We start from the raw sequence: 25,268 nt of genomic DNA on the forward strand, positions 1-25,268 counted from the left end.
TGCCGGGGATATCGTGCTTTAGGCGGCGAAAATCAACCCTAATCGGGGGTGGATCAGCCGCCCAGCATCCGGCTGACGATCCGGGCCGCATAGTCCACGGTCGGGATGACGCGGGCATAGTTGAGCCGGGTCGGCCCGATCACGCCGAGAACGCCGACGATACGGCCCGAGGCGTCGCTATAGGGCGCGATGATGGTGGAGGAACCGGACAGCGAGAACAGTTTGTTCTCCGATCCGATGAAGATTCTAACGCCTTCGGCGCGTTCCGCCCGGCCCAGCAGATCAATGACGCCGCGCTTGGTCTCGAGATCGTCGAACAGCGATTTGACCCGCTCGAGATCTTCCAGCGCATGCAGGTCTTCCAGCAGATTGGCGTGGCCACGCACGATCAACTGCCGGTCCTCGGTTTCGCCGCCGGACCAGCTGGCGATGCCGGCCGAAATCACCTTCTGCGTCAGTTGATCGAGTTCGGTGCGGCTCTGCGTCAGCGCGGTTTCGAGCTCCAGCCGGGCTTCGGCGAGCGTTCGCCCGCGAATCCGCGAATTGAGGAAATTGGTGGCCTCGGTCAGCGCCGAAGAGGGAACGCCGGGCGGCAGCACCAGGACGCGGTTTTCGACCTGGCCGTCCTCGCCGACCAGCACCACCAGTGCGCGCTCCGGCTCCAGCCGGACGAATTCGATGTGTTTGAGCCGCGAATTGGATTTGGCGGTCAGCACCACCGCGGCCGCCCGGGTCAGTCCCGACAGCCGCGTCAGGGCTTCGCCCAAGGCGGCCTCGACCGACTGGGCGCGGCCGACGGCGGCCAACTGGGTCTGGATCGACGAGCGTTCGGCTTCGGTGAGATCGCCGACCTGCATCAGGGCGTCGACGAAGAAGCGCAGGCCGAGTTCGGTCGGCAGCCGGCCGGCCGAGGTATGCGGCGCATAGATCAGGCCGAGCGCTTCGAGGTCGGACATCACGTTGCGGACCGAGGCCGGCGACAGCGGCACCGCGATCAGGCGCGAGATATTGCGCGAGCCGACGGGTTCGCCGGTCGTGAGGTAACTCTCGACGATTTGACGAAAAATGTCGCGCGAGCGCTCGTTGAGCTGGGCGAGCCCCGCATTCGGCGCAATCAGGCCAATCGGATCGTGGTGGGCCAATATCTATTCCTCTCAGCCCCCCTAATCTGTCCATCCGAGACCCCAATGACAAGCATCCATTAAGCGCCAAACAGGGGCAAAAAGCCTTGCCGCACTGCGTTCCCCCTCCTACAAGCACCGCAACCGAGATTTGCCTGATTTTTCGAAAGGATTCCCCCATGCGGCCAAGCCGCCGTGCGCCCGATCAGCTGCGTCCCGTGTCGCTGGAACGCGGCGTGGTCAAATACGCCGAAGGTTCCTGCATGGTGAAGTTCGGCGACACCCATGTGCTGGTCACCGCGACGCTGGAAGAACGGCTGCCGCCCTGGCTGAAGGGTCAGGGCCGCGGCTGGGTCACGGCCGAATACGGCATGCTGCCGCGCGCCACGCTGGAACGCACCCGCCGCGAGGCCGCCGCCGGCAAGCAAGGCGGCCGTACCGTCGAAATCCAGCGCCTGATCGGCCGCTCGCTGCGCGCCGCCGTCGATCTCGAAGCGCTCGGCGAGCGCCAGATCACGGTCGATTGCGACGTCATCCAGGCCGATGGCGGCACGCGAACCGCCTCGATCACCGGCGCCTGGGTGGCGCTGGCCGATTGCATCGCCTGGATGAAGAACCGCAACATGATCAAGGCCAACAACGTGCTGCGCGACAATGTCGCGGCGATCTCCTGCGGCATCTACAAGGGCACCCCGGTGCTCGATCTCGACTATGCCGAGGACTCCGAGGCCGACACCGACGCCAATTTCGTCATGACCGGCGACGGCCGCATCATCGAGGTACAGGGTACCGCCGAGAAGACGCCGTTTTCGCAGGACGAGTTCCTGGCGCTGATGGAACTGGCGCGCAAGGGTGTCGCGCGTCTGGTGGACTTGCAGAAACTGGCCGTCGCGTAGTCTGATCGATCATGCACCGTCGAATCACCGGCAGGCTCGTGATCGCAACCCATAATCCCGGCAAGCTTGCCGAGATGCGGGAATTGCTGTCGCCGCATGGGGTCGAGGCGATTTCGGCGGGCGATCTCGGGCTCGGCGAGCCCGAAGAGACCGGCGAAACGTTTCGCGCCAACGCCGCGATCAAGGCGATTGCGGCGGCGAAGGCCTCGGGGCTTCCGTCCTTTGCCGACGACTCCGGCCTCGTGGTCGAGGCGCTGGATGGCGCGCCCGGGATCTACTCGGCGCGCTGGGCCGGCGAGACCAAGGATTTCACCGCGGCGATGACGCGGATCGAACGGCTGTTGCAGGAGCGCGGGGCGACGACACCGGACCAGCGCAAGGCGCATTTCGTCTCGGCGCTGTGCGTGGCCTGGCCCGACGATCATCTCGAAGAGGTCGAGGCGCGCGCCGACGGAACTTTGGTGTGGCCGCCGCGCGGCACTGCCGGCTTCGGCTACGATCCGGCGTTTCAGCCCGACGGACATACGCGCACCTTCGGCGAGATGAGCTCGATCGAGAAGCACGGATTGCCACCTTTAGGTTTGGGCCTGTCGCACCGCGCCCGCGCTTTCGTCAAACTGGCGGAGATCTGCCTTGACTGACGGCAAGCACCCCCACCCTAACCCTCCCCCGCAAGCGGGAGAGGGAAACAAGCAAGCGTTCGGCGTTTACGTGCACTGGCCGTTCTGCCTGTCGAAATGCCCGTATTGCGATTTCAACAGCCACGTCCGCCACGCACCGATCGACGAAGCGCGCTTTGCGAGCGCCTTTGCGCGCGAGATCGAGACCACGGCCGCGCGCATTCCGGGGCGGCAGGTGTCCTCGATCTTCCTCGGCGGCGGCACGCCGTCGCTGATGCAGCCGCACACCGTGGGCGCGGTTCTCGATGCGATCGGCAAGCACTGGCAGGTCGCCGATGACGTCGAGGTGACGCTGGAAGCCAATCCGACCAGCGTCGAAGCGACGCGCTTCCGCGGCTATCGCGCCGCCGGCGTCAACCGCGTTTCGCTCGGCGTGCAGGCACTCGACGACGCCTCGTTGAAGGCGCTGGGCCGGCTGCACACCGCGCGCGAGGCGCTGGATGCGGTCGCGATCGCGCGCACCGCGTTCGACCGCTACTCGTTCGACCTGATCTACGCCCGCCCCGACCAGACCCCTGACATGTGGGCCGACGAATTGAAGCTGGCGATTTCGGAAGCCGCCGAACATCTGTCGCTCTACCAGCTCACGATCGAGGAAGGCACGCCGTTCTTCGGCCTGCATGCCGCCGGCAAACTGAAGACGCCGGACGAAGCGGTCGCGCGCGCGCTGTACGACGTGACGCAGGACGTCTGCGCCGCGCACGGCCTGCCGTCGTACGAGATTTCCAACCACGCGCGGCCAGGCGCGGAGTGCAAGCACAATCTGGTCTATTGGCGCGGCGAGGAATATGCCGGCGTCGGCCCTGGCGCCCATGGCCGCTTGGACATTAACGGCACCAGGCACGCGGTCGCGACCGAAAAACGTCCCGAGGCGTGGCTGATGCGCGTCGAGGCCAACGGTCACGGCGTCACGACAGACGATCTCCTCAACAGCGAGGAACGTGCCGACGAATTCCTGCTGATGGGATTGCGGCTCGCCGAAGGCATCGATCCCAAGCGCTACGCGGCGCTGTCCGGTCGTACGCTCGATCCCGCCCGCATCGCCATCCTGCGCGACGAAGGCGCCATCACCGTCGACGCCGACGGAAGGCTGCGCGTGACGCAGTCGGGGTTCCCGGTGCTGGATGCGGTGGTCGCGGATTTAGCGGCGTAAGGACTGTCGTCCCTGCGAACGCAGGGACCCATACGCCGCGGCCCACGTAAACGGCACGCGGATAGAGACCTTCCTTCAAAATTAGCAGCGGTGGCTATGGGCCCCTGCGTTCGCAGGGGCGACAGAAACTACGCCCCAAAACTCTTCGGCGAGCCTGCTACCGCGACACCGCCGCCGGTCGCAACCTTCATCACCGCAAGCCCGCGTTCGTTGGTGCCGTCGGAGCGGAAACGAAACAGCCCGTCAATGCCGGCAAAGCCTGACGGGTTGGTCAGCGTCTCCGGCGCGAAGCGTTGCGCGCCCTGGGTGCGCGACAAGGCCGCGACCAGCGCGACCGCGTCGTAGGCCAGCGTCGCGGTGCGCACCGGCTCGCCGCCGTATTTGCTGCGGTAGCGGCCGGCGAAACTGCGAAAGCCCGACGGGTCCGGCGCGGCATAAAGCCCGCCCTGAAGCGCCGGGCTCGCGAACACCCGCGGATTGTCCCACAGACCGGTGCCGAGCAACTGGATGTTGCGCAAGTTAACGCCCGCCGCGGTCAGCGCATCCGCCGTCGCCACCACGGATTCGCCGTCGTCGGCGATCATCAGCGCATCGGCCGAACCGAGCGCCGCCGCCACCGTCCGCACCGCAGCCGAACGATCGGCGGAGTATTTCTCGAAGGCGATGACGCGGCCGCCTTTGCGGCCGACCGCCTGCTTGAAGGCGGCTTCCACCACATTGCCATAGGCGTTGTCAGGCACCAGTGCTGCGAACGAGCGTTTGCCGGTGCCCGCGGCGTAATCGATGATCCGGTTGACGTCGGACTCCGGCAGAAAGCTCAACAGATAGACGCCGCGCCCGGCGACGCTGGAATCGGTCGAGAATGCGATGACCGAGGTGCCGCGGGTGCGCGTCAGTTGCGCGGTCGCGGGAACCGAGGCGGCGAACAGCGGACCCAGGATGATTTCCGCGCCCTCGCCGAGCGCCTGCTGCGTGCCTTGTTGCGCGCCTTGCGGGCTGCCGCCGTCATCCTTGATCAGGAGCTGGACGTTGGGGTTCTGAAACTCGGCCAGCGCCATCTCGGCGGCGTTCTTCATCGATTGCGCGGCGACGCCGGCATTGCCCGCCGCCGACAGCGGCAGGATCAAACCGACCTTGACCTGGCCGTTGCCGACCGACAGCGGTTGCTGTTGCGGTCCGGCGGGTCCGGCATCCGGTTGCGACGAACTGAACGGATTGGAAAACTGGCTGAGCGATTGCTGCACGCCGGCGCAGGCGCCGAGCAGCGGCGCGCCGAGAATAAGGCCAACCGCCGTCCGTCGGGTCGCTCCGGACGGAGTTACAGGCTTGCGATCGAGCGGCCCTACCATCGTGTCTCTTCTCTTGGCCGACCGGGATCGGCCAGGACACCACCTCCGAAGTCGGAGGCGGATTCAGCCATATTGTCGGCGAATGGTTAACTAAATCAAAAGGATTATGGTCCCACGGCGGCACTGCCGGTTGCAGGAACCTGCCCTCCTCCCCTTTTTCGTAGCCTCGACTTTACTCTTTCGGGCCCACCGCGCTGTGGCGCCGAAGCTACTACCCCTCTAGATTGGTACTATGCGCGCAAAAACCAGCTCTAGTTACGCGACTGAAGATGAACCGGGTTCGAACATCCGGACATATTCGGTCGGCGGCCATGTCCTGAACGCACCAAAGCCGGTTCCCGGCCTCTATCTGGTGGCGACCCCGATCGGCCATCTCGGCGATATCACGCTGCGCGCGCTGGAGACGCTGGCCGGCGTCGACGTCATCGCCTGCGAGGACACCCGCATCACCCGCCGCCTGACCGAGCGCTATGCGATCTCGGCCCAGCTCAAACCCTATCACGAGCACAACGCCGCACTGGCGCGGCCGAAAATTCTGGAAAAACTGGCGCAGGGCGCCGCGATCGCGCTGGTATCGGACGCCGGCACGCCGTTGATCTCCGATCCCGGCTTCAAGCTGGTGCGCGAGGTCTGTGCCGCCGGCTTTGCGGTGATCGCAATACCCGGCGCGTCTTCGGTGCTGACCGCGCTCTCGGTCGCGGCACTGCCGACCGACCGATTCTACTTCGAAGGCTTTTTACCGCCCAAGCAGGGCGCGCGGCGCGCGCGGCTCGCTGAACTCGCGAAGATCGACGCCACGCTTGTCATGTTCGATTCCGGCAACCGGGTGCAGGACACGCTGGCGGATTTGGCCCTTATCATGGGCGACCGCGATGCCGCGATCTGCCGCGAGCTGACCAAAATGCATGAGCAGATCACCCGCGCGCCGATCGCGGAATTGGCGAAAGCCGCCGACACGCTGGAGACGCGCGGCGAATTCGTGCTGGTGGTCGCACCGCCGCGGCCGGACTCGCTCATCATGACGGATGACGCCCTCGACGAGCTTTTGCGCACCTCGCTTGCGCGCGACAGCGTCAAGGACAGCGTTGCCCATGCGGTCGAACTGTCAGGCCGGCCGCGCCGCGAAGTCTATGCCCGCGCGCTGGATCTCGCCAAAGAGGTTCGGGGCGAGCATGGCGAAGACTGACGGCGCCACGCCTTCAGACGCTGCCGCAAAGCCGGCCTCCCCGGCCCGGGTCGCGGCCTTTCGCACTGGTCTGTCGGCAGAAAGCCGCGCCGCCGCGCTGCTGATGGCCAAGGGCTATCGCATCCTCGCCAAACGCTTCAAAACGCCCCATGGCGAGATCGACCTGGTGGCGAAGAAACGCAATCTGCTTGTTTTCGTCGAGGTCAAGGCCCGCGCCAGCCTCGATGACGCGGCCTATGCGGTGACGCCGCGCCAGCAGGCACGGATCATCGACGCGGCCCAGGGGTGGCTGATGGCGCATCCCGAGCATGCGGAATTTGACCTCAGATTCGACGCCATCCTGATTGCGCCGCGGCATCTGCCGCGCCATCTGTTAGCGGCATTCGACGCTTCCACCTAAGAAGACCCCCTCCAGCGACCCGGACCCCCCAATATGAAATTGAATGTCGCCGTCCAGATGGACCCCATCGCGCGTATCAACATCCGCGGCGATTCGACTTTTGCATTATTGCTGGAAGCGCAAAAGCGCGGCCACGGCCTTTCCTATTACACCCCGGACAAGCTCTCGCTGCGCGGCGAGGAGCTGGTGGCGCCGGTGCAGGTGCTGACCGTGCGCGACGAGGCCGGCGATTACTTCACGCTTGGCGAGCCCAAGCGTGAACCACTGACCAACTTCGACGTGGTGCTGCTGCGCCAGGACCCGCCGTTCGACCTCGCCTACATCACCTCGACGCATTTCCTCGAGCGCATCCATCCCAAGACGCTGGTGGTGAACAACCCGGCCTCGGTGCGCAACGCGCCGGAAAAGATCATGGTGATGAACTTTCCGCAGCTGATGCCGCCGACCTTGATCTCGCGCGATCTCGACGAGATCAATTCGTTCCGCGACGAGCACGGCGCCGTCGTCATGAAACCGCTGCATGGCCATGGCGGCGCCGCGGTGTTTCGCGTGATGCCGCAGGACATGAATTTCGGCTCGCTGTTCGACATGTTCTCGGTCACCTTCCGCGAACCCTGGGTGATCCAGCGCTTCCTCCCCGAAGTGAAACACGGCGACAAGCGTATCATCCTGGTCGACGGCGAGTTCGCCGGTGCTGTCAACCGCGTGCCGGCCCCGGACGACCTGCGCTCCAACATGGTGCGCGGCGGCGCGGCCCACGCCACCGACCTCTCCGACCGCGAGCGCGAGATCTGCGCGACCGTCGGCCCCAGGCTGCGCGAACTCGGGCTGTTGTTCGTCGGCATCGACGTGATCGACGGCAACCTGACCGAGATCAACGTCACCTCGCCCACCGGCATCCGCGCGATCGCGCGGCTCAACGGCCCGGATGTGGCCGCCATGATCTGGGATACCATCGAGAAGAAGCGCGGCGGGAAATAATTTCCGGCAGCGCTGCCGGCAGCAGTCCGCCGGATCCCGGGGAATCGCCATGCGATCCCATGTTCCACCATCATACGGCCATTCTTTGGACAAGACTGGACGGAGCGCCGGCGGATAGTCGACCGGCGGCCTTCGGATGACATTGGACGGAAAAGGGAAACGCCAATGAACTCCACTCCGACGCCGAAAGAAACCGAACCTGCCCCAATCGGGCGCGCCGATAAACGACTCGCGCACGCCCACGAACAGATCACGTGCGCAGGCGAACAGCTCACGCGCCTAAGTGAACAGCTTGCAAAAATGGAACGCGATGCTGCGCACCCGCCTTCGGCGGGACCCGGCCAGCAATCACCACCCACGCAATCGTCACCTGGAAGGCCGTTGCTCCGGACCCTCGCAGCGTTGCCCTTGGCGGCGTGCATCATTGTCGGAGCCCTGGTTTTGCAGTCGTCCTATGGCGACGGGGCCAAGCTGGTTGTCGCCCGTTGGGCGCCGCAGCTCGTTTCAACTCCAGCATTGCCGCCGGAAGATCCACCGCTTCCCGCGCAGCCCGCGCCATCTACCGTTCAAGTGGCCGCGGCGGAGCCGGCACCACCACAGGTAACATCACCGCAAGCAACATCCCTGGCTCAGGCCGCACCGCAAGACACCGCGCCGACAGCCGCCGCGGCGTCTCCAGACCAGGCACAGTTGCTGCAAACGATTGTGCGCGATCTCGCGACGTTGGAGCGGAACATCGAACAGCTCAGGGCGAACCAACAACAAATGGTCAGCGACAATTCAAAAGCCATTGCGGAGCTCAAGGCGAGCCAGGAAGAAATGAAGCGCGTGCTCGCGAAGGTTTCGGAGCAGACCCTGCCCAAGGCGTCACCGCCTCCGGCGCAGCCGGCTCCGGCCTTGCGCAGGCCCGAGCGGACGTATCAGCCGCCGCAAGCGAGGGCCCGACCTCGATATTACCCGAGGGAGTGGATGTACGACGATTGGTAGCCGCCGGCGCCGTGATCATCGACATCTTCTCCTGCAACAACGCTTCGACGCGACGCCATGGGGTTGCGCGATATCCTCCTTTGTAGCCACTCGGCGGTCCGGATGTGGCTGCAAAGATTAGGGACACCATTGAAGCGAAGCGGGCCAAGAAATAATTTTCCGTCCCCGGTTGTGCCGTCAGTTGTTTTCTACTCCGTCATCTTATCCCACTTGCCAATTTCCGGAAGCGGGCGCAGCCTGTAGCTGCGGATGAATCCGTCCGCAAAAATGCGCGACAAATCAAAAGCGACAATTCAAAAACTGTGGAGGAAGACGTATGACGACGAATCTTTCGCGACGGTCACTGCTTGCGCTCGGTGCTGGCCTTGGTGCGGGTCTCGGCGCCTCAACCATGCTCGGCGGCAGCGCGCTGGCGCGCGCCCCCAAACTCGGCACCCAGACACCCTACTGGCACCGCTTCGTCCTCGGCGACGCCGAGGTGACGGTGGTTTCCGACGGCCCGCTGCCGCTCGGCGATCCCTCCGGCACCTTCACCGGCGTGCCGAAGGAAGAAGTGAAGAAGATGCTGTCGGACAATTTCCTCAACCCCGACAATGTCGTGCTGGAGCAGAACTCGCCGGTCGTGAACACCGGCGACAAACTGATCCTGTTCGACACCGGCATGGGCACCTCGCAGGCCTTCGGCCCGACCACCGGCCGCCAGCAGAAGAGCCTGGCGGAAGCCGGCATCAAGGCCAGCGATATCGACGCGGTGGTGCTGTCGCACGCCCATATCGACCATATCGGCGGCATCGTCGGCGCCGACGACAAGCCGCTGTTCCCGAACGCGCAGTACTACATCTCACAGGCGGACTTCGATTACTGGACCGACGAAGGCAAGCTCGGCAGTCCGCTGAAGGATTTCGTGGTGCACGCGCGGAAGAACCTGCTGCCGGTGCGCGATCGCCTGGTGTTCTTCAAGGACGGCCAGGAATTCCTGCCCGGCGTCCAGGCGATGGCGGCGCCCGGCCACACCGTGGGACATCACATCTTCATGGTGACGTCGAACGGAAAATCCTTCGCGTTCCTCGGCGACCTCACCCATCATGCCGTGCTGCTGCTGGAACGGCCGTTGATGGAATTCTCCTATGACACCGATCCGAAGCAGTCGGCGCAGTCGCGGGTCAAGATGCTGACCATGCTGGCCGCCAACAAGATCCCTGTGATGTCCTACCACTTCGCCTGGCCGGGCTATGGCCACGTCGCCCAGAACGGCGACGGCTTCCGGTATTATCCGGAGCCGATGTCCATGCTGCTCTGAACGATCGCGATCTTCCCCGGGGGCGGGCCGTTCGCCGGCCTCCGGGCACCCCCGTATCGATGGGACCCCGATTAGCGTAAGCCGGATCACGAGATCACGCCTTGCGTAAGATTCGGAGAGTCCCCATGAACGACCAGCCGACCACCAAGCCACCGCCGGCGCCGCCTCTCATTTATGAGGACACCGGCGCCGCGGCCCCCCTGGTCTATTTCGACATCGTCGGCGCCTACGGCACCATGAACGGCTCGATCGAGCTGGAACTGGCGACCCGCATTCTCGTTCCCAAGACCGACGGTACCACCGAGGTGAAGTTCATCTCGTCCGGCCGGCTGCGCTGCACCGCGAATGCCGCGACCAACTTGCGCAACGGCCTCGATGCGGCGTTGAAGATGCTGGAGCAGCCGGACGCCAAGACGATGGCGATTGCGGCGAGCAAGCTGAACTGAACGCCGCGCGCCGGCTTTCGCCACGCGGAAAAAACAACGGCCATCGCACCGGCAAATCTCCAAAGAAGCTAAATATTTACGCTTTCGGGAACTTTGGAACCGGGTTTAAGCGGCCTTCAATGCCTGAAGGCCAAGACTGCGGCCATGACAGCCACAGTTGCACCGGACACCTATTCCATTCCTGCCGCACCAACGCAGCAATCAAGGTCGCGCCTGCGCGTGTGCCTCGAATGGTTGCTCGCCGGCACGCATCCGGAGCCCGGCGATATCCGCAGCGAGTTGCTGCACCAGCGCGCCGGCAAGACCAAGACGCTCGCGGTCGCGATCTTCGCTTCGCTGTTGACGGCAACGATCGCCGCAGCACTGACCGGCGCCGCCTGGGCTTATGCCTGGATGGCGGCCGAGATGGCTCTCGGCAGCATCCGGATTTACCTGATGCTTAAGGACGTCGCGAAAGCCAAGGCTGCGCAACGAACCGGAACGTCCATGGCGCCGATCTGGGCCGGGCTCGCCTCCGTCTTCCTGATTACCGCCGGCTGTTATCAATGTGTCGGGTCGGGCGTGCTGCCGTTGATCCTGATGGCGGGCATCGGCCTCGCCAATCTGGTCGCCGGCATTTCCTCCCGCAACGCCGGCACGCCGCGCTATGGCGCGCTGCTGATCTGCATCCTGACGCTGCCGTTCGGGGTTGCGACCATCCTGTCGCCGATCCCGTATCTGTTTCTGGTCGGCCTGCAGACACCGCTCTATACCGCCGGGATGATTTTCCTGCTGCTGGAGAACCACAAGGGACTGCTCAACCTGCATCGTTCCGAGCACCGCAACCGCCAGATGGCGCATCACGACCTGCTCACTGGTCTTCCCAACCGCGCGATGAATCAAAAACTGTTCGCCGAGCTGCTCGCCGGACCGGAGCCTGTATCACCCAATTCGAAACTCACCGTGTTCTGTCTCGACCTCGACGGCTTCAAGGCCGTCAATGACGGACTGGGACATGCGACCGGCGATGCCGTTCTGGTCGAGGTGTCCAAGCGTTTGCGCGCCAGCATTCGCGAGGTCGATTTCGCCTGCCGCCTCGGCGGCGACGAATTCGTCATACTGCTGCCGGATATTTCGGGCGATGCCGCCATCTCCATCGCCCGGCGGATCATCGCTGCGGTCTCAAACCCCTTCGAATTCGCGCCCGCCGCAAAAATCGGCGTCAGCATCGGCATCGCCGCCGCGACCCGCGACGGCAACACCGCCGACGAACTCCTCAGCGCCGCCGACCGCGCCATGTACGAAGCCAAACGCCGCGGCAAGGGCGGGTTCGTGATCCATGCGCCTGACGTGGAGGGGGTGAGTCTGGTGCCGGCGGCGGATGCGCATCATGCGGGGTTTGCCGAGACGGCACTGCCACATCTCGCGGATTCCGCCGCCTAGCGCTCCATCGGCTTCTAATGTTCCCGTAATGTTCTTGACTTACCCTTGGGTTCCGCTACCTTCGATTGCGTAATGAGGGCGGCATGGTTCAGCGGGTTTCCACGGTAGCCTTTGAGGGGATCGAGGCTCGCGCGGTCGACGTGCAGGTGCAGGTCGCACCTGGATTGCCGGCGTTCGCGGTCGTCGGGCTGGGCGACAAGGCGGTGTCCGAGGCTCGCGAGCGGGTGCGCTCGGCGCTGATCGCCTCGGGGCTGGCGCTGCCGGCGCGCCGGATCACGGTCAATCTGGCGCCGGCCGACCTGCCGAAGGAAGGCAGCCATTACGATCTTCCCATTGCGCTTGGCCTGATGGCCGCCATCGGCGCGATCCCGCCGGATGCATTGAACGGCTACACCGTGCTCGGCGAACTCGGCCTCGACGGTTCGATCGCGCCGGTCGCGGGGGTGTTGCCGGCGGCGATCGGGGCGAATTCGCGCGACGAGGGGCTGATCTGCCCGGCCGCCTGCGGCTCGGAAGCGGCGTGGGCGAGCCCCGATATCCAGATCATCGCCGCGAAATCGCTGATCCAGATCGCCAACCACTTCAAGGGAACGCAGGTGCTGTCGCGCCCGCAACCCCGCGTGCACGAGCAGGAAGCGACGTCGCTCGACCTGCGCGACATCAAGGGCCAGGAAAGCGCCAAGCGCGCGCTCGAGATCGCGGCGGCCGGCGGGCATCATCTCCTTAAGAGAGGTCCAATTGATTTCAGATTAATTGGACCCCTGATCTTCTGATGGTGGCCTTTTATTCAGGTCACCCGACGTAGTAGTGCGTTCGGCCAACTCAGAACTGGCGTGGTTTCAGCCACTTACGAAGTAGTAAAAGTCAGGTATGGGATATATCGCAAGACTTTTACTATTCCCGCCCTCTTTCACTGGAGGCCTGGGTGCGATCGACAAAGGGACACGACCGGCGGAGCGCTTCGGACAACCTAATCGCGTCGTGGCGAGGTGCGGCCAATATCGCGAGTTCGTCGAATTCGGGAAACCGCTCCCTGATCTTCTGGACGATTTTCCTGACTGGTTTGGTAGGCGGAGTCGAATTTCGGATGAAGGGGGCGTTAGCCTTGGCAGCGTTGGTGACATCACTGACCTTGATGGGCTCGCCCGCCGCCAGAAATCCGGTCTCATCCAGCGCAGCCGCGAATTCCTTCGCCGTCATGTTCTGATGGGCAGAGAAACCTGCCTGCCCCCGTTTGAACGCCCGGCATACATCGCGTTTCAAGCGCCTGATATCGCCGTTCTTGCTCCGCATGTATCGCTCCATGCCGGGCGAGAGAGACGAGGCCGTGTCAAAGAAATCCGCGAACTCGGCGAAATCGTTCGTTGTTTTCAAGCAGATCTTCGTCTTACCGTAGAAGTCGTTCCATACAGACCGCACCTGCTTGAATTCCGAGATGGAGTTCCATGGTTCAGTGCTGAAGACGAGATGCGGCTTTGGGCCATCCGAGAGTGGCCTAATATCTTCGACCTCTGTCATACCGGCAGAATATGGCTTCCGCTTGAAGTCGTATTCCATGCTGATGTGCTTCTTGGATTTCTTCCCGACGAGATCAGCATTCCAGAGAAGCATCTCGCGGACGCTCGTGAAATAGTCCAACTCGATCTTGTGTACCGCGTCGCGTCGGAAAAACAGTTCGGTGATGTAATCGTTCTGCTCGTGTGTTTCGGTGCATTCGACCGGCGCCTTGATGCCGGCCTTGGCCAGCACATAGCGCTTGTCGGCATCAACTGTTTCCCCGCCTGGCTTGATCGTTGCCTGACCACGTGTTCGCCATCCAAGCACCTGACGAACGCGATGCTTCTCCGAGAGCACTTCGGGATCGCCCTTGAGAGCGTCGCGCGCGTCCGAGAAGCGCTTCGATATTGGGCCGCCCTTCGCTAATTCCATTTCCTGCTCAGTCGCATTCGTGAGAAAGCCGTCGGTAGTCACGCTGAAGACCATCTTGTCGGCCGGAATGCGGTTCATGATCTCGCCAACGACTGCACGAACGAATGATGTGATGTACGAAGCGTAGAAGGGATTGCTGATTGAGCTCTCGCCGATCCGCTCGCCACGTCGTTTCCTCAAGCTGAATACGCGCTTTTCACGAAGTCCTTGTGCCGTCTTACCGTAGCAGGAGTTCGTGAGCTCCTTCCAAAATGCATTCTCCATCTTGGTCGGAGACTCGTCGCGCTTCTGGATCGTTTCCTTGATGAAGTTGAAGAACACCTTGTCGTTCGTGTCTTGTGGAACCGCAACACCATGCTTGAGCGTCAACTCACAGCCCAATTGTTGGGCCAGCTCGATCTCTGGGCGCGCGCAATAGCTCCGCCCAGTCAGTGGAAAAATGATCCCGTTCTGACTTCTAACAGGGAGCGTCGGGTAGCGAGTGCCATCCGGAAACTTGAAGTCAACGCAAACGAATGCAGCATCGTCGGAACCCAACTCGTTCAGTGAGAACAGTGGTCGAATCGAACGCCAATCGAGACGACCGATCGTTGCCATTGCTGTCGGATACGCACCGGTCAAGTCGTAGTCGTACCAATCGTCCTCGAAACTTGGGCCGAACCACAGCTGCTCGTTACGGCCGCCGTGGTAGCATTCCGTTACAAAATCGACGAACCAACTAAGCTCTTCGAGATACGGCTTGTGATTCCATTTCCGAAACCCTTGCGTCTTCTCGTTCCAAATGACCTCTGTTACCGGCTCTTTGCCCACCAGCCCTGTCGGATCGCGCTGCGGTTCTTCCTCTTGCCATCCTTTCACGAGCAGCTTCATACCGATGCTCGACAGCGCACTTGGTACGAAGTCCTCGCCGGTGACATCTTGATAGATCTGCGTCAACCTGAGGAAATATTTGGCGCTGATCTCGGCGTCGATCAGCGCGTATTCGCGAAAGGCCTCCCAATCTGTATTTCGAAAGACCTTCATGTTTTTCTTTAGGTGAAGCTCCTCCTCGTCGTCCTCGGACAGCCTGATCTTCTCACGCTCAATTAGCTTGCCGATCTCGGCCAGGCTCTTGCGACCAGCCGGCGCTAACAAGATCGTGTCGCGAACGTATACGCTGATGTCGACAGTCTTCTCGTCGCCGTCATCGAAGCTGACCTTCAACGAAATCGGCGCGGATGCTGATATTAAGGAACTGCGAACGTTCTGAAGCCGCCAGAAAATCTGCTTACGATCCTCAAACGCTGGAAGATCAGCTCTGTTGTAATGCGCAACGAGGATGATTGTTTTCGGAATCTGCTGCTTTTTCCGAGCTCCGAGGGAAAGCGCATACACAATAAAATCCGTGAACGAGAGCCTCTGGTCGTCGTCGGGAATCGCTATCCCGCTCCACTCGACGCCATTACTGTTGATCGCGTGGAATTGGTACGACACGACTTCGTACTTGGCTTTGCCTTCCTTGATCTCCTCGATCTCAAACGCATCCTTCGGTGATTGATATTCGGTATCGAAGCCCAGAACCAAGAATTCTGATCGCTTGACGTCCTTGATAATCGCCCGCGGGAACGCATAATCGAATCTGCGGCCTTTCGGTTTATTACGAATCTTGACTGTATTGCTCGCGGCAAGGAACGCCGACTGGTCGACCTTTGGCTTTTCCGGCGTGGGATCATCCGACTCAGTTTCCTCCTGCTCAAGCTCGACAAAGTCTTCGTTGTCCACCGGGACCCCCGCGCATTCATCCCGGCAAGTGTAGGAGTTTCGCGGACGGCATGTATCTGGTAAACAGCGCTACCCACAGAGGAGTTGGCCGGATGACGTTCGAGCAGCGCTTTAAGAAAGATATGTTGGCGAGGTTCGACCGGGCCGAGGCTGCTATGCCCGGTTACGAGTTTAAAGTCATCCGAGATCTGATCGAGACTCATGGAGCCGTTGCAACCGCCAAGCGTCTGCTCGACATCAACTTCGTTACGCAGATGCAGTATGGGTTTGAAGCCCTGGCTGAACAAGGTCTGCTGGACTGCTCGATCGAACAGGCGACGATAGATCACGAGAGCAGCGGCGCCTTCACGGCCACCGAAATTGACGTCGCTAGGACTAGGCTAATGATTGTCCGTCGGAAGAAGAGGAAGTAGCTATCGCCACTTCAGCAGCACAGCTCAGCCAATGAAGCGTCCGATCGACCAGCTTCGTGAATCCGGATTATCTATGGAGGTTGGATCTCCGGACATTCCTATCACGGGGATGGTCAAGATTGGTGATCGGCTCCACATATTGAAGACGGACTCGATCCATCGAATTACGCTTGCTGACGACATCGATCCGGAGCGCACCAATATCAACGTGCCAAATTCGCAGCAAAAGGTCTTGGACGTCGGGTCGGGATCGCCTCTGGTAGGCAAAACGTTGCTTACAGCCAAACAGCTGTTCGAGTCGGGCTTCCTGGGGAATCAATTCGACAAGGGGAAAGCTATTGATTTGAGCTTTGAAGCTCTGAAGAACTTGACCGCAATGTTTGAACAGGCCTCAGTCTTCCGTGATCAAGATGAAGAAGAAGAGAAACGTGTCTCCGAGCAAGTAGTGAAAAATCGCACGTTTGTCCTGCCGTCCGCACCTGACGTAGAGCGGCGATGTAAGGAATTTGTCCAGAGTGCTGATCACGCGCTTCAGGCTCTTTTTGGGATCGGCGGCTTGTTCTATGGCGACAAGATCAAAGGGTGGTTCGAAGGCTTGGCTGATGAAATATCGCGTCTGCATGAAGGCGACGCACACTATATCGGATTCATGGGTGACGCCGCGAAGTTCTGCAAATCGATGCGTATAACCCGAAATTGCATTGAGCACAGAAAGCCCAATGAGCGGGTTGAAATACTGAACTACACCCTCACGCCGGCTAACGAATTGTTGCCTCCGATGATTGCTGTACACCATCCGAAATTCATTCAGCCCAAAATGCCCGTATCGACCTACACGGATCAGGTAACTAATCACATTGCTGATACTTTTGAACAAATGATCGCGTTCATGTGTTCGCGAAACGTCGACCGCTCGGTCGGCCTTCCAATGACAGTCGTTGAGCTTCCGACGGATCAACGATCAAACCAATTCGTCAAATACTCTTTTGGTATTGATGCTGGCGGACAGGTCATTCCGGCTGGTTAGCTGCTACGCGTGGACCGCACCCAGCCATTAAAGCTTCTCCACTTCGAGGCGCCTCCTGTTTCTACACGAACGACATGGTTGCCTGAAAGGGGACTTTACCCAGCAATCAGATGACAGTTAGCCCAGTCTATGGAGTCGAACAGCGAACACTTCTGCCGCTGCTTCAAAATGTAATCGGTCCAGCCGGCGTCCGCCTGGTCCTGAATATCGATTTGTTGGTAGCCGAAATCAGTCTTGGACCACTGCTCGCGCACGATTGCCGAGAATCGTTCGAATGAGCAATGGTACGGACGATCAATGATACAGTGGTAGTGCAGCCGGTTGTCAGCGCTGATCTCCAAGACGGCAAGCATTCGCAAGCGCCGGCCGTGCTTCTTGGCTGCACTTCCGAGGACCGCATGGTCCAGCCGGTTACGGAAATGGCGGAAGTTGATCGAGGCTTTGATTTGGTCGATGACGTTACCACCTGCGCGCTTCTTCAGTGTTAGCGTGACGGCTGCGGGGTTCAGAAAGGTGACGGCCTCGATCATATGTCTCAATTCGTCACCGGCACGTGGCGATGGGCTACTCATTGGTATGCGATCGGTGGCCAGCCCTCGGCGCGGCGCAGTCGGTTCAGTGTACGTAGTAGATAGTGGCGGCACCTGTTGCTGAGGATCAGAATCGCGCTAACCGGGCCGGTAAGGACGAACTTCTCCTCGCCGCGGCTGGTATGGCCTCTCTTGGTAACGTGGTACTTGCCGAAGTTGCATTTGCGACTGTAAAGCGTCTTGCGCAGGTCCATGAGTTCGCGGAAGCTGTGTGGCTTGTTCAGCTCTAGCCATTGATGGACGTCGGTAGGCATTGAGTTGGGGTAGAGCTCTCGCTGCTTCAGTGGGCGCACTGCCTGCTGCGTTAAAGGTGGCAGTTCGGCCTTTGGTTTTGAAGTCTCGGGTTCGTCGTCCCAGAGAGATCGAGGCGTGCTCTGTGGTGTGCTTGCGACTGAAATCGCTGAATTGCTTTGGTTCATATTAGCTCACCACGTTGTCTCAGCTCGTTCTCGTAGTCCTTTCGCTGAGCATCGGTGAAAGTGCGAGCGGGACCGGCCGGGCCGTACGTTCCTCCTCGGAGCCCACGCTCATGTTGTAGGGTGTTGCCGCCATATCGGTTCGTAGCCATTCCGCGCAGATGCGACGGATAGGCGCCGATTAGACGTTCTTCGATTTTGGTAGGCTTTGGAATTCTTGATACTGGCGCTCTGGCCATGAGTGTCTCCGTTTCGTTGCGAATTGGGCATCGCGGACGGCCTTTCGGGCAGTCCGAACGGAGGTATTTAGAAGATCTGTGCTAACTGCTTCGTCGAATTGGCTGAAAAAATTGTAGGTCTGCTGCCGTTGCCCAAACGCTGAAATCAAAGGACGGCCCGCTCCATCGTCAACCGAAGGAGCCCATCATGGCCAAGTCGTCCATCAACCTCGTTTCGTCCGTTCAAAAGCCGAACGCCACTCCAGTACTTCAACGCCGGAACCGCCTAGCAGGGAGTCTGGAACAGCAAATCTTGAAGATCGGCAATTTTCGCGAAGGCAAGCGGATTTCGCGTGAGCAGTTCTGGGTCGACGGTTCGGGCGCTATCTTCTTCCAGCTTCGCTACGGCAAGCAGCCGTTGGAGTTGGAGAAGGGCAAGAGCACCCTGAAGGCTGCTCCTGGCGCTTGGGATGACCTCGTGGCGCAGCTCGACGAGATCAAAACCATCGCAGTCGCCGGCGGTCTCGATGAGGCGCTGACGTCATGCGCTAACGCGGTGCGGTCGAATTTCAAGGCGACAAAGGACAAGAAGGCGGCCAAGAGCTGAAGCAGCCCTTCAGTTTGGTAGGTGCACTGTCTCGTTAATTGCGGGGCAGTCGCGCCGTTTGGCGGTTAGCTTTTCTTGGCTCCGCGTTTGGCTGGTCGCCGGAGAAAGTCGGCGGGTTCGGCCTGGAGGACATGGGAGAGCTTAACGAGGATTTCGAGGCCGACCCACGTCGCCCCCTTTTCGAGCTTGCTGATGTAGGTCCGATTTACGTCGGCCTCATAGGCCAGCGTCTCCTGCGAGAACCCTCGTTCCCGCCGAATCCTGCGCAAGTTAGCTGCAACAATATGGCGCCAGTCCATGGGCCAAAATGAGCAGCCTGATGTTTATTGACCCACCGCTTTAAATCGACAAAATGACACCTTTGATTGAGGAGTTAGGGAAATGGCGCCGACAATCTGGAGCAGGGAAAACAAACCGAGGGTGGTATTTGATAGGCCTTGGAAATGGCTACTGCTGCCGGGCGTCGTCATTCAGTGGACTCTGTACACGTTTCCCTCGGGCAACTTCGCTAAAGTGGTAACGGACACGCGCGTCGCCCGAAGCCTCCTGATGACCTATGTTATAAGTGGGGTTTTCTACGCGTTTGCTATTCCGGTCCTAGCTGTCTCTCTGTTCGTCGTCTTCGTCGGGCGATGAACCATGGCTCAGAAGCCCCCTCAGCTTCCGCTAGGATGCGTCCTCGTTTTAGCAGCTCTCATGGCTCTCGCTTTCGCGCTGCCGATCCTTTTTGTCGTCAGCGTATTTGCTTTCCCACTTTTTCTTGGCTTCCTCCTTTTATTTTCGCGGTGGAGTAGTCCACCTGCTTTAGTGGATATTGACGAGGGACAGATTTCTGCAGCAGTGCGGGATCTTGAGACAAGCCAGGCTGACCTCCGTGGCCAAATAGCGGAGATCAAGGGGAGAGGTGCGCGACAGGGCGTGCGCTATTTGGACGCGGAGCATCGCTTTGAAATGAGGTCTCGGGCGGGACAGGAGCTGAACCAAGCACTATTTGATGCTCGATCGTCGCTTGCCGACGTTGACGCCCGACTTGAGCTTGCTTCACGGCCGGACACCCGAACTTCCCACGCTTGGTGGTTAGCGATGAGAGCTTGGCGAAAAGGGCGAGCATTCCGATTTTCGTTCATCGCCGCTTCGGCGGGCTTTATCGTTTCGGCCGTCCTGCTGGAAGCAATTGTCTATCAGGGTCGACGTCCTGATTTGCTGTTGTGGAACATGATTCCGCAATTCTTCGGGCCTCATACTGAGGTAGGAACCTCCGTCGGATGGTTGCTTGGCTTGGCGACACTATCTATCGCACGTCGTCGCAACCGAATAATTGAAGAGCGAGAAAGCGTCATTTCCGAGCAAAGCGCCGAGAGCTTAGACGATCTCCTGGAATCGCAACCTGATGCCGACACTGATATCGATACTCAAGCGGTCGGTGGCGATCCGTACTTAATCTTGAACATAGCGCCGCAAGCATCGATACCTGAGATAAAGGCTGCCTATCGTTCGGCAATCGTCAAGTGCCACCCCGATACGGTCGCTGACCGCAGCTCGACTATTCGAAAAGTCGCGGAAGAAGAAGCTCAACGCATCAATGCCGCTTATAGCGCAATCCGAGACGAGCGCGGCTTCAACTGAGTCCAAGTTTCGTCTCGTGCAATGCCTACAGCCCGGCCTCGTCCTTCATCGGACCGATCAGCCCGGATGCTTCGGCCTTGTGGTCGGCTTCGGGATGGGCTTATGAGCCTGTTCGCCCTGTGCTCCCGTGACCGGATCATCGCCTGAAACCCAGTCCTTCGGGTCTTTCTGTGTGTTGTCTGCCATTCTGATCTCCTTTTCATCCCGACGTCGGACTGGAATCGTCGTTCCTTGTTTGTGCTCATACATCCTATCGTGATTTTTGGGCGGATCGGATGCCGGACCTCGATTACATCAGGGCTGAGATCGACGTATGCGTGTCCAGGTCGGACGGCAGCGAAAGGAAATACTCCAACTGCAACGGGCGGGTATTCCGACCGCATCGGCCGACGCCTTGCTGCAGCGCATGCTGGATAAGATCGATGGGCTCTGTGCTCGACGAGACAAGATCAAGGCCGAACAACCACGCGAGCTCAGGGTGCTTGGTGGTCGCAAATGGTAAGACATGCCCAGCCGCACCGGGAAAACCCTTCTGGGGCGGGCGTGTTTTCAACGCCTATTGCGGTCTCGCGTTAGGCTCCAAATGTGGAATGGCACCCACAATATTAGGCGGAGCAGGACTATCGCCGAGGCAATTTGAATCCAGATCATCCCACCAAGCTCTCGTAGCATGACTTCAATTCGCGCTCCCCAGGGCTCAGGAATTTGGTCGGCGATCGTCTCGATCGAATGGGTGAGCAGCCTCAACCAACTGCGGATCCATTCGGGGTGATACAAGAAGGCAACGAAAATCAAGGCCCAGGTCGCGATCATTGTTAGAAAGCGAAACGTATGCGCCTTAGCAAGTTGGCTAAATGTCGGGCGAGGGATCAAGCGGCGAAATGCCGAGCGGCAATGAATATTGCGACAGCACAAACGATCATTGCGGAAGCCGCCCCGACGATGACTCGGCGCAATCGAGTGCTGGCAGGATGGTGAACCATTCGGGCCTCCCGTGGTGTTATCGGGCTCGCCGCCGCACCGTCATCACTCCAATCAGGAAGGCAACGGCAAGCGCTTGAAGAGGCATTTGCTGTGTCCAACGACTAACTCGGTCCAAAGGCATGCCGGGCTCCCGGGCCGCGGCGATCATCTCGTTCACTTGCTGGCTCGCTGCGCGAAAAAAAATGGCTGCCTGAGCAAGAGAAGACGTTTTCGATGCATCGGCGTTCGCTTCGGAAGCGTTCAGCTTATCGATTAGCTCACCCATTGGTTGCCTCCTGTAAGATCAAAGTACCAATCACCTCGGTATTGGAAAGTTCCTTGGGCCTCGGCGCCGATGCAATGATGCGCTAAAGCTCTCAAATCCAGGTTTCCTTCGAATTCGAGTTGCGTTCCCTTGGAGCTGGCGGCACAGCCACGACGGGCAGTAGTTTGCTGCCGTTCCAAGCCTCAAGCTATTGACAATTTGCGGCTCGGCGGCCGTTAAGCTTCAGTGCGCTATGTCGACCAAGTCCCGGGAATACCTATACGGTCATTCGATCCGCTACTCGGCTGAAAAGGCCAAGCTGGCGCGGAAGGAAGCCGACCAGCTCGCGTGCCAAGCTTGGACCCTGCGCATGCTCGGTTATAAGGGTCCGGCTCAGCCGTCCCCGCTGCTAGGCGATGCGCTGAACGCTGGCTACTGCTACCTTGAGGTTCGATGCCTAGGCTGCGAAACGCATCAAACCGTCGCGCTCGACATCGTCCGCCGGCCGAAGACAACACCGATCCACGAACTGGAACGCTATATGCGATGTAGCCAGTGCTCCGATCTTCAAGGGCGTCCGTACAAGCGCAGCCACCTCGTGGCACTGCGCCAGGACAAGATCTCCACCAGCAGCCCACCGTCGGTTTGGTGGCCGGGAGAACGATGAAAATCTCACTCATCCAGGACCAGGCGATTGCAGCCCGCATGGCGCTGATAGTCGGCGCCGACAACTTCGATCGTCTGTTCCGAGGCATCCAGTTCGATGAGTTCGATGGGACCGTCCTGTATGTCTATGCCGCTGACGAATATCGGGCGTCGGAGATCGAAGACACGCTTTCCCTCCACATTTCGACTATCGCATCCGGTATTCTGAAACGTGAAGTCCCGATTGTGATGGTGTTGCCGCAAAAGCAGAAACAAGAACGCGATGTGTAATCTCTACTCCATCACAACGAACCAAGAAGCTATCAGCCGCTTGTTCCGGGTCATGAACCGGTATGTCGGTAACCTTGCGCCCATGCCGGGTGTCTTCCCAGACTATACGGCGCCGATCGTCCGCAATGGATCTGAAGGTCGTGAACTTGTCACGGCCAGGTGGGGAATGCCGTCCTCTCAGCATGCTCTTATGGAGGCTACCAAAAAACGCGCGTCTAAGCTTGAGGCTAAGGGCAAGCCCGTCGACTTCAAGGAACTGCTCAAGAGGGAGCCAGATGGCGGGTCGACCAACATCCGAAACGTGAAGAGCAAACACTGGACAAGGTGGCTCGGCGTCGAGAACCGATGCGTGGTCCCGTTCAACAGCTTTAGCGAGTTTAACAAGGCCGAAGGCGGCGACATCTGGTTCGCAATCGACGAAAGCCGGCCGCTCGCTTGCTTTGCCGGCATCTGGACTAACTGGACATCCGTCCGAAAGGTCAAGGAAGGCGAGACCACTAACGACCTCTATGCGTTCCTCACGACAGAGCCAAATGCCGAGGTCGGTGCCATCCATCCCAAAGCGATGCCGGTGATCCTGACGACCCCGGACGAGGTTGAAACCTGGATGACGGCGTCCGCGCACGAGGCGTTGAAGCTACAGCGGCCGTTGGCAGACGGAGCACTTCGGATCGTTATGCGCGGTGCCAAGGAGGATCAGGTCGGAACCCCGTGAAAATATGTTTTAGTCCCATACTGGTGGCCCGGCGAGCGGTGACGATCCAACGGGTACTTGCTGGATAAGGGACAACGAGTTATCTATTCTAGTTAAAGTTGAGGGGGAGATGCAGTAATGATTAAGCAATTTGCCTTAGCGGCCGTATTGGCTTTGGTGTCCGGTCCCAGTTGGGCGGAAGTGTGCAATCTCACCGATTTCGAGTCGAACGTTATTTCCTGCAAGAATGCCTGCGATACATCGCACCAACAAGCGGAGTGCAACGGCAGCGGCGCCATGAGCATTACCTCAGCCTCCGACGACGCGGACGGCATTATACGAGGGTTTGAAGTATGCCATTCCGACCGTGGAGGAAAAGATAAAACCAAAGATGAAATAGCAGAGGCATGCGTCAACTCCAACCGCCAAGACGTTATCAATATTGTTCGCAGAATTTATAACCATCCTAGGCCGGTGCCTACGCCTACGCCGATTCCTACCCCGACCGTGAAAAAATACGAGTTCAACAATGCTCCAATGCATGGCGCACCGGACGACAAGCAAGTCATTATCGCTGACCTCACTTTCGAAGGGACGGGAGATTATGCGCAAATTACGCTTGATTTCCGGCGCAATGGCGAGCGACTTTTCAATTTAAGCACATACGCCGTCAACTACTCTAAAGAGAACGGCAAACTGCTTGTCAAAATCACGACTTATGACAAAAACGTTCGTGATGTCTCAAAGTTCAAATACACAGTCACGGGCACACTGTCGGTGACAGTGCCGTAGCGAAGCCGTGTTTACGTCGGGCGTTCGGCTCTCGTTGCCCTGGTCAAGAGCTTCCATGTCGCTGCGAAGCGGGAAACACACCAGCGATGTTGGTAGCCGAAGGAGAAATAGTCGCTGATGGTATTGCTCTCTCACTAAGCGAAAGCGCTAACGAGGCGCTCTGATCTTGGTGAGCCCCTTGAACGAGCTTGCCCTAAGCAGCCCTTCTGACGTGATGTCCCGATACTCGATGTCGGCAACAAACGACGGCTCAACCCAGGTCGCCTTCGGCTTCTTAATCGGCCTAGTCAGTTTGGTCTTTGGACTGACCACCGTGTCGAGAGCATTCCTGATCTTCCGTGATGTGGTTCGATCCCAGCCTGTCCCGACCTTGCCCATGTAGACCAGCTCTTTGCCCTCGCGCTTGCCGAGATACAGAGCTGCGACGCCGGTCGGATCCTTGACGAAGCCGATGACCGGGAATTTCCCCTTCTGTATTGTTTTGATTTTTAGCCAGGCTTCTGTCCGCTCAGATCGGTACGGTGCGTCGGCTCGCTTCGAAATGATGCCTTCCCAATTTAGCTTGGTGGCATGCTCAAACATCTCCTGCCCATCGCCGAACAGGTGTTCGGAATAGATGACAGGCAGCTCGACGCCATTCTCGTCGAGTAGATCGCGCAGCGCCTGTTTGCGTTCAATCTGCGGAAGCCTTCGAAGGTCGCCATCTCGCCAGAGAAGGTCAAATGCGTAATAGACCAGCCTGTCCTGTCGGCCCGCGGCAAGGTCCACCTGCAGCTCGGAAAAATTCGTCCGGCCTTCGTGAATGACGACTACTTCGCCATCGACGATGGCCTGGCCGGAAATGTCGAAAGCGCCGGCAATGGTGGAGAAGCGTCTCACCCAGTCATGGCCGTTACGAGTGAAGGCCCGCTTCTTTCCTCGGTTCAGATTGAGCTGGACTCGGTAGCCGTCGAACTTGATCTCGTGAATCCACTGCGGCCCTACGGGAGCTTTAGCCCGGAGAGTGGCCAGTTGGGGCTTTATGAAGCCCGGCATTTCAAGATTAACCATACGCAACTCAACATGGACTGTGACGCAACGCCTGGATTATACTGTTGGCTTCGGGGGAAT

28 protein-coding genes and 1 pseudogene are annotated in these 25,268 nt (G+C 59.8%); 20 read left to right on the top strand and 9 right to left on the bottom strand.

All coding sequences use genetic code 11. The features are described 5' to 3' along the window. Positions 1 to 53: 53 nt before the first annotated feature. On the bottom strand, positions 54 to 1,142 hold the full coding sequence (gene hrcA, locus BLS26_RS17180) for a heat-inducible transcriptional repressor HrcA (RefSeq protein ID WP_092513024.1): 1,089 nt from the start codon (positions 1,140 to 1,142) through the stop codon (positions 54 to 56). A gap of 158 nt (positions 1,143 to 1,300) precedes the next feature. Between hrcA and rph the strand changes: the two genes are divergently transcribed. From rph to hemW, 3 genes are read left to right on the top strand one after another with little or no spacing between them, the layout of a single operon-like run. Next, complete coding sequence (gene rph / locus BLS26_RS17185; protein WP_092513026.1) at positions 1,301 to 2,017, top strand: ribonuclease PH; 717 nt, start codon at positions 1,301 to 1,303, stop codon at positions 2,015 to 2,017. Positions 2,018 to 2,028: 11 nt separating this feature from the next. Next, positions 2,029 to 2,658, top strand: coding sequence for an RdgB/HAM1 family non-canonical purine NTP pyrophosphatase (gene rdgB / locus BLS26_RS17190; protein WP_092513028.1), 630 nt, complete (start codon positions 2,029 to 2,031; stop codon positions 2,656 to 2,658). Then, positions 2,651 to 3,850 carry a radical SAM family heme chaperone HemW gene (hemW, locus tag BLS26_RS17195; RefSeq protein ID WP_092513030.1) on the top strand — a complete coding sequence of 400 codons (1,200 nt, stop codon included), beginning with the start codon at positions 2,651 to 2,653 and terminating at the stop codon, positions 3,848 to 3,850. The genes rdgB and hemW overlap by 8 nt, the downstream gene beginning before the upstream one ends. A 128-nt stretch (positions 3,851 to 3,978) precedes the next feature. On the opposite strand, the gene BLS26_RS17200 is transcribed toward hemW, so the two are convergent. Further along, a complete protein-coding gene (locus tag BLS26_RS17200; RefSeq protein ID WP_092513032.1) occupies positions 3,979 to 5,199 on the bottom strand; it encodes a penicillin-binding protein activator in 1,221 nt (406 codons plus the stop codon). A gap of 232 nt (positions 5,200 to 5,431) precedes the next feature. Between BLS26_RS17200 and rsmI the strand changes: the two genes are divergently transcribed. The 8 genes and pseudogenes from rsmI to BLS26_RS17240 all read left to right on the top strand — a co-directional run. After that, positions 5,432 to 6,385, top strand: a complete 954-nt coding sequence (gene rsmI, locus BLS26_RS17205) for a 16S rRNA (cytidine(1402)-2'-O)-methyltransferase (protein WP_092513034.1) — start codon at positions 5,432 to 5,434, stop codon at positions 6,383 to 6,385. Next, positions 6,372 to 6,785 (top strand): YraN family protein, encoded by a 414-nt coding sequence (locus BLS26_RS17210; RefSeq protein ID WP_092513036.1) that lies wholly within the window; start codon positions 6,372 to 6,374, stop codon positions 6,783 to 6,785. The genes rsmI and BLS26_RS17210 overlap by 14 nt, the downstream gene beginning before the upstream one ends. Before the next feature lie 33 nt (positions 6,786 to 6,818). Continuing rightward, on the top strand, positions 6,819 to 7,766 hold the full coding sequence (gene gshB, locus BLS26_RS17215) for a glutathione synthase (protein ID WP_092513038.1): 948 nt from the start codon (positions 6,819 to 6,821) through the stop codon (positions 7,764 to 7,766). A 165-nt stretch (positions 7,767 to 7,931) separates the two neighbouring features. Continuing rightward, positions 7,932 to 8,753 (top strand): hypothetical protein, encoded by an 822-nt coding sequence (locus BLS26_RS17220; RefSeq protein WP_157676472.1) that lies wholly within the window; start codon positions 7,932 to 7,934, stop codon positions 8,751 to 8,753. 316 nt (positions 8,754 to 9,069) lie between these two features. After that, on the top strand, positions 9,070 to 10,053 hold the full coding sequence (locus BLS26_RS17225; RefSeq protein WP_092513042.1) for an MBL fold metallo-hydrolase: 984 nt from the start codon (positions 9,070 to 9,072) through the stop codon (positions 10,051 to 10,053). A gap of 125 nt (positions 10,054 to 10,178) precedes the next feature. Then, the gene (locus tag BLS26_RS17230) at positions 10,179 to 10,499 is read left to right on the top strand and encodes a hypothetical protein (RefSeq protein WP_244541956.1); all 321 of its coding nucleotides are present in this window, start codon (positions 10,179 to 10,181) and stop codon (positions 10,497 to 10,499) included. A gap of 144 nt (positions 10,500 to 10,643) precedes the next feature. Further along, positions 10,644 to 11,921 (top strand): GGDEF domain-containing protein, encoded by a 1,278-nt coding sequence (locus BLS26_RS17235; RefSeq protein ID WP_092513044.1) that lies wholly within the window; start codon positions 10,644 to 10,646, stop codon positions 11,919 to 11,921. An 83-nt stretch (positions 11,922 to 12,004) separates the two neighbouring features. Beyond that, a pseudogene (locus BLS26_RS17240) lies at positions 12,005 to 12,655 on the top strand (magnesium chelatase domain-containing protein); the annotation flags it as partial. A 160-nt stretch (positions 12,656 to 12,815) separates the two neighbouring features. Here BLS26_RS17240 and BLS26_RS17245 read toward each other — a convergent pair. Continuing rightward, complete coding sequence (locus BLS26_RS17245; protein ID WP_092513048.1) at positions 12,816 to 15,611, bottom strand: DNA polymerase; 2,796 nt, start codon at positions 15,609 to 15,611, stop codon at positions 12,816 to 12,818. A gap of 92 nt (positions 15,612 to 15,703) precedes the next feature. Here BLS26_RS17245 and BLS26_RS17250 point away from each other — a divergent pair, with 92 nt between their 5' ends. After that, positions 15,704 to 16,024: a hypothetical protein gene (locus BLS26_RS17250; RefSeq protein ID WP_157676473.1), complete on the top strand. Its 321-nt coding sequence runs from the start codon at positions 15,704 to 15,706 to the stop codon at positions 16,022 to 16,024. A 31-nt stretch (positions 16,025 to 16,055) separates the two neighbouring features. After that, the gene (locus BLS26_RS17255; RefSeq protein ID WP_157676474.1) at positions 16,056 to 17,051 is read left to right on the top strand and encodes a hypothetical protein; all 996 of its coding nucleotides are present in this window, start codon (positions 16,056 to 16,058) and stop codon (positions 17,049 to 17,051) included. A gap of 95 nt (positions 17,052 to 17,146) precedes the next feature. Here the strand turns inward: BLS26_RS17255 and BLS26_RS17260 are convergent, their stop codons facing one another. Both BLS26_RS17260 and BLS26_RS35790 read right to left on the bottom strand, forming a co-directional pair. After that, complete coding sequence (locus tag BLS26_RS17260; RefSeq protein WP_092513054.1) at positions 17,147 to 17,581, bottom strand: hypothetical protein; 435 nt, start codon at positions 17,579 to 17,581, stop codon at positions 17,147 to 17,149. Between the two features lie 38 nt (positions 17,582 to 17,619). After that, positions 17,620 to 18,060 carry a hypothetical protein gene (locus BLS26_RS35790; RefSeq protein ID WP_157676475.1) on the bottom strand — a complete coding sequence of 147 codons (441 nt, stop codon included), beginning with the start codon at positions 18,058 to 18,060 and terminating at the stop codon, positions 17,620 to 17,622. A 528-nt stretch (positions 18,061 to 18,588) separates the two neighbouring features. On the opposite strand from BLS26_RS35790, the gene BLS26_RS17270 reads away from it, so the two are divergent. Continuing rightward, positions 18,589 to 18,882 carry a hypothetical protein gene (locus tag BLS26_RS17270; RefSeq protein ID WP_244541957.1) on the top strand — a complete coding sequence of 98 codons (294 nt, stop codon included), beginning with the start codon at positions 18,589 to 18,591 and terminating at the stop codon, positions 18,880 to 18,882. A 65-nt stretch (positions 18,883 to 18,947) separates the two neighbouring features. On the opposite strand, the gene BLS26_RS17275 is transcribed toward BLS26_RS17270, so the two are convergent. After that, on the bottom strand, positions 18,948 to 19,181 hold the full coding sequence (locus BLS26_RS17275; RefSeq protein WP_092513060.1) for a helix-turn-helix domain-containing protein: 234 nt from the start codon (positions 19,179 to 19,181) through the stop codon (positions 18,948 to 18,950). A gap of 397 nt (positions 19,182 to 19,578) precedes the next feature. Between BLS26_RS17275 and BLS26_RS17285 the strand changes: the two genes are divergently transcribed. Then, positions 19,579 to 20,508 (top strand): DnaJ family molecular chaperone, encoded by a 930-nt coding sequence (locus tag BLS26_RS17285; protein ID WP_157676476.1) that lies wholly within the window; start codon positions 19,579 to 19,581, stop codon positions 20,506 to 20,508. A 57-nt stretch (positions 20,509 to 20,565) separates the two neighbouring features. Here the strand turns inward: BLS26_RS17285 and BLS26_RS17290 are convergent, their stop codons facing one another. After that, the gene (locus tag BLS26_RS17290; protein WP_371360869.1) at positions 20,566 to 20,694 is read right to left on the bottom strand and encodes a DUF3072 domain-containing protein; all 129 of its coding nucleotides are present in this window, start codon (positions 20,692 to 20,694) and stop codon (positions 20,566 to 20,568) included. 127 nt (positions 20,695 to 20,821) lie between these two features. Here BLS26_RS17290 and BLS26_RS17295 point away from each other — a divergent pair, with 127 nt between their 5' ends. Then, a complete protein-coding gene (locus BLS26_RS17295) occupies positions 20,822 to 21,010 on the top strand; it encodes a hypothetical protein (RefSeq protein WP_244541958.1) in 189 nt (62 codons plus the stop codon). A 498-nt stretch (positions 21,011 to 21,508) separates the two neighbouring features. On the opposite strand, the gene BLS26_RS17305 is transcribed toward BLS26_RS17295, so the two are convergent. Continuing rightward, positions 21,509 to 21,757, bottom strand: coding sequence for a hypothetical protein (locus BLS26_RS17305; RefSeq protein WP_092513068.1), 249 nt, complete (start codon positions 21,755 to 21,757; stop codon positions 21,509 to 21,511). A 232-nt stretch (positions 21,758 to 21,989) separates the two neighbouring features. Here BLS26_RS17305 and BLS26_RS17310 point away from each other — a divergent pair, with 232 nt between their 5' ends. The 4 genes from BLS26_RS17310 (at position 21,990) to BLS26_RS17325 (ending at position 24,158) form a co-directional block, all read left to right on the top strand. After that, positions 21,990 to 22,403 (top strand): hypothetical protein, encoded by a 414-nt coding sequence (locus BLS26_RS17310; RefSeq protein WP_092513070.1) that lies wholly within the window; start codon positions 21,990 to 21,992, stop codon positions 22,401 to 22,403. Next, the gene (locus tag BLS26_RS17315; RefSeq protein WP_092513072.1) at positions 22,400 to 22,672 is read left to right on the top strand and encodes a hypothetical protein; all 273 of its coding nucleotides are present in this window, start codon (positions 22,400 to 22,402) and stop codon (positions 22,670 to 22,672) included. The genes BLS26_RS17310 and BLS26_RS17315 overlap by 4 nt, the downstream gene beginning before the upstream one ends. Further along, positions 22,665 to 23,387: an SOS response-associated peptidase gene (locus BLS26_RS17320; RefSeq protein WP_092513074.1), complete on the top strand. Its 723-nt coding sequence runs from the start codon at positions 22,665 to 22,667 to the stop codon at positions 23,385 to 23,387. The genes BLS26_RS17315 and BLS26_RS17320 overlap by 8 nt, the downstream gene beginning before the upstream one ends. Before the next feature lie 117 nt (positions 23,388 to 23,504). Then, positions 23,505 to 24,158, top strand: a complete 654-nt coding sequence (locus tag BLS26_RS17325) for a hypothetical protein (RefSeq protein ID WP_092513076.1) — start codon at positions 23,505 to 23,507, stop codon at positions 24,156 to 24,158. A 147-nt stretch (positions 24,159 to 24,305) separates the two neighbouring features. On the opposite strand, the gene ligD is transcribed toward BLS26_RS17325, so the two are convergent. Continuing rightward, a complete protein-coding gene (ligD, locus tag BLS26_RS17330; RefSeq protein WP_092513078.1) occupies positions 24,306 to 25,208 on the bottom strand; it encodes a non-homologous end-joining DNA ligase in 903 nt (300 codons plus the stop codon). Between the last annotated feature and the right edge of the window lie 60 nt (positions 25,209 to 25,268).

This window comes from Afipia sp. GAS231 (genome assembly GCF_900103365.1).
In the GTDB taxonomy this organism is placed as follows: Bacteria; Pseudomonadota; Alphaproteobacteria; order Rhizobiales; family Xanthobacteraceae; genus Bradyrhizobium.